The 1,971-nt window shown below is 69.1% G+C and carries 2 protein-coding genes and 2 pseudogenes; all 4 read right to left on the minus strand.

What is annotated here, in order from left to right:
• A partial coding sequence (locus IF55_RS38045; RefSeq protein WP_157854637.1) for an ATP-binding cassette domain-containing protein occupies nucleotides 1–144 on the minus strand: 144 nt, incomplete at its 3' end.
• Nucleotides 145–151: 7 nt separating this feature from the next.
• Nucleotides 152–490, minus strand: coding sequence for a non-heme iron oxygenase ferredoxin subunit (locus IF55_RS35560; RefSeq protein WP_030893435.1), 339 nt, complete (start codon nucleotides 488–490; stop codon nucleotides 152–154).
• A pseudogene (locus tag IF55_RS35565) lies at nucleotides 487–1,490 on the minus strand (SufD family Fe-S cluster assembly protein). Before IF55_RS35565 ends, IF55_RS35560 begins: the two are co-directional and overlap by 4 nt.
• A gap of 62 nt (nucleotides 1,491–1,552) precedes the next feature.
• Nucleotides 1,553–1,971: pseudogene (locus tag IF55_RS38050) on the minus strand (SufD family Fe-S cluster assembly protein); the annotation flags it as partial.

Consider the following 1,971-nt stretch of genomic DNA (forward strand, 5'->3'; position numbering starts at 1 on the left):
CGTCGACTTGCCGGAGCCGTTGGGGCCCATGATGGCGTGCGTCTCGCCCTGCCGCACCGTCAGGTCGACGCCGCGCAGGATTTCCTTGGTGCCATTGTCAACCTCGACGGACACGTGCAGGTCATGGATTTCAAGCGTTGCCATAGGGAACTCAGGACTCCTGGGTGACGGAGACGAACACAGTTGCTTCTGGTCCCTCTCCTTCGATCTTGACGGGGTATACGGGGACGGGGCGCGTCGCGGGCAGCCCATTCGGCTTACCGGTGCGCAGATCGAAGCTCGATCCGTGCAGCCAGCACTCGATGGAGCAGTCCTCGACCTCTCCCTCGGAGAGGGAGACGTTCGCGTGCGAGCAGATGTCGTTGATCGCGAACACCTCGCCCTCCGTGCGGATGACGGAGACCGGCGTGCCGTCGATCTCCACCCGCTTCGGCGTGTCCTCTTCGAGGTCGCCGAGGGCGGCTACGCGGACGAACGTGTCGGCGCTCATGCGACGGACGCCTCCAGCTCGGCGTCGATCTTGGCGAGCAGGCGCTCCTCGACGTCGGGGAGGCCGATCTTCTGGACGAGTTCGGCGAAGAAGCCGCGGACGACCAGGCGGCGGGCCTCGTCGGCCGGGATGCCGCGCGCCATCAGGTAGAAGACGTGACGTTGGAGCGGCAGTGCGGGGCGTCGTGGTCGACGAAGAGGCGGTGCTCCTGGTGCTGGCCGTCGTCGGTGAAGTACAGGCCGAACAGCTCGGCCTCGCCGCCGGGGCCGCCGTAGACGATCCGCGGGTGCAGCCGCACCACGTCGCCGCCGAAGGTGACGACGACGGACTTGAAGGAGGCGTCGCGGCCGACCAGCGCGGTGTGCTGGGCGACGTGGACGGCCTTGTCGTCCCAGTCCTGTACGGAGACGACGGTGAGCTTGGCGCCGTCGCCGATCAGGTACTCGACGTTGGCGGCGAGGGTGGCGTCGCCGGTGTGGTCGATGACGACGAGGGCCTCGGCGAGCGGGCCCAGCTCCACGACCAGGTGGCCGAAGGAGGTGCCGCCCTCGCCGTGCACGGCGATGCGGACCGGCTCGTCGAGCACCGTCTCCTTGGGCACGGAGACGACGGACGCCTTCTCGAAGGCGGAGTAGGCCTGGGCGGCCACGCGGTCCACGGGCTTGCCGGCCGCGCCGACCCGGGGGTCGTGGCGGTCCACGGTCTCCACCGCCACGCCGGAGGGCGCCTCGACGGTGACGGCCACGGTGCCGCCCGCTTGCGCGGTGCCGTCGTGGAGGCCCTTCAGCCGCTCCAGGGGAGTGAAGCGCCACTCCTCCTCGCGGCCGTGCGGCACCGGGAAGTCGGCCACGTCGTAGGACGCGGGCGCGCTGACGCGCGCGTCGACCGGGTGCGCGGAGGTGCGGCCGGTACCCGGACCGGCGAGCTGGGTGCCACCGGTCGTGGTGCCCACCTCGATCGATCCGGCCGTGGTGCCGCCGGCGGGGATGTTGTCGGCCATGACTGTCGTACTGCTCGCTTTCTCGGAAAACTGCTTCGGTGGCGGACGGGGCGTCGGTCGGCTCAGCCGACGGAGCCTTCCATCTGCAGTTCGATCAGCCGGTTGAGTTCCAGCGCGTACTCCATCGGCAGCTCCCGCGCGATCGGCTCGACGAACCCGCGCGTCACACAAAACATTCGACTTCGAACCGTGCGCACCCTCACCGATCTCGATCAACCCGCGGTACGACGTACGGCCCCCGCCGCGCGCCACCGACTTCGAGACGATGTTCGAGGACGTGTGCGGCGCCATGTGCACCATCTTCGCGCCCGCGTCCTGGTGCTGGCCCTCACCCGAGAACGCGATCGACAGCGTCTCGCCCTTCGCGTGCTCGCCCATCAGATAGACGGCCGGGTACTTCATCGTCACCTTGGAGCCGATGTTCCCGTCCACCCACTCCATCGTCGCGCCCTCATACGCCACGGCACGCTTGGTGACCAGG

Source organism: Streptomyces varsoviensis (genome assembly GCF_000718635.1).
In the GTDB taxonomy this organism is placed as follows: Bacteria; Actinomycetota; Actinomycetes; order Streptomycetales; family Streptomycetaceae; genus Streptomyces; species Streptomyces varsoviensis.

Excerpts from the sequence above, each read along its gene's own strand:
- IF55_RS35560 (WP_030893435.1), bottom strand. The coding sequence starts at position 490 with ATGAGCGCCGACACGTTCGTCCGCGTAGCCGCCCTCGGCGACCTCGAA.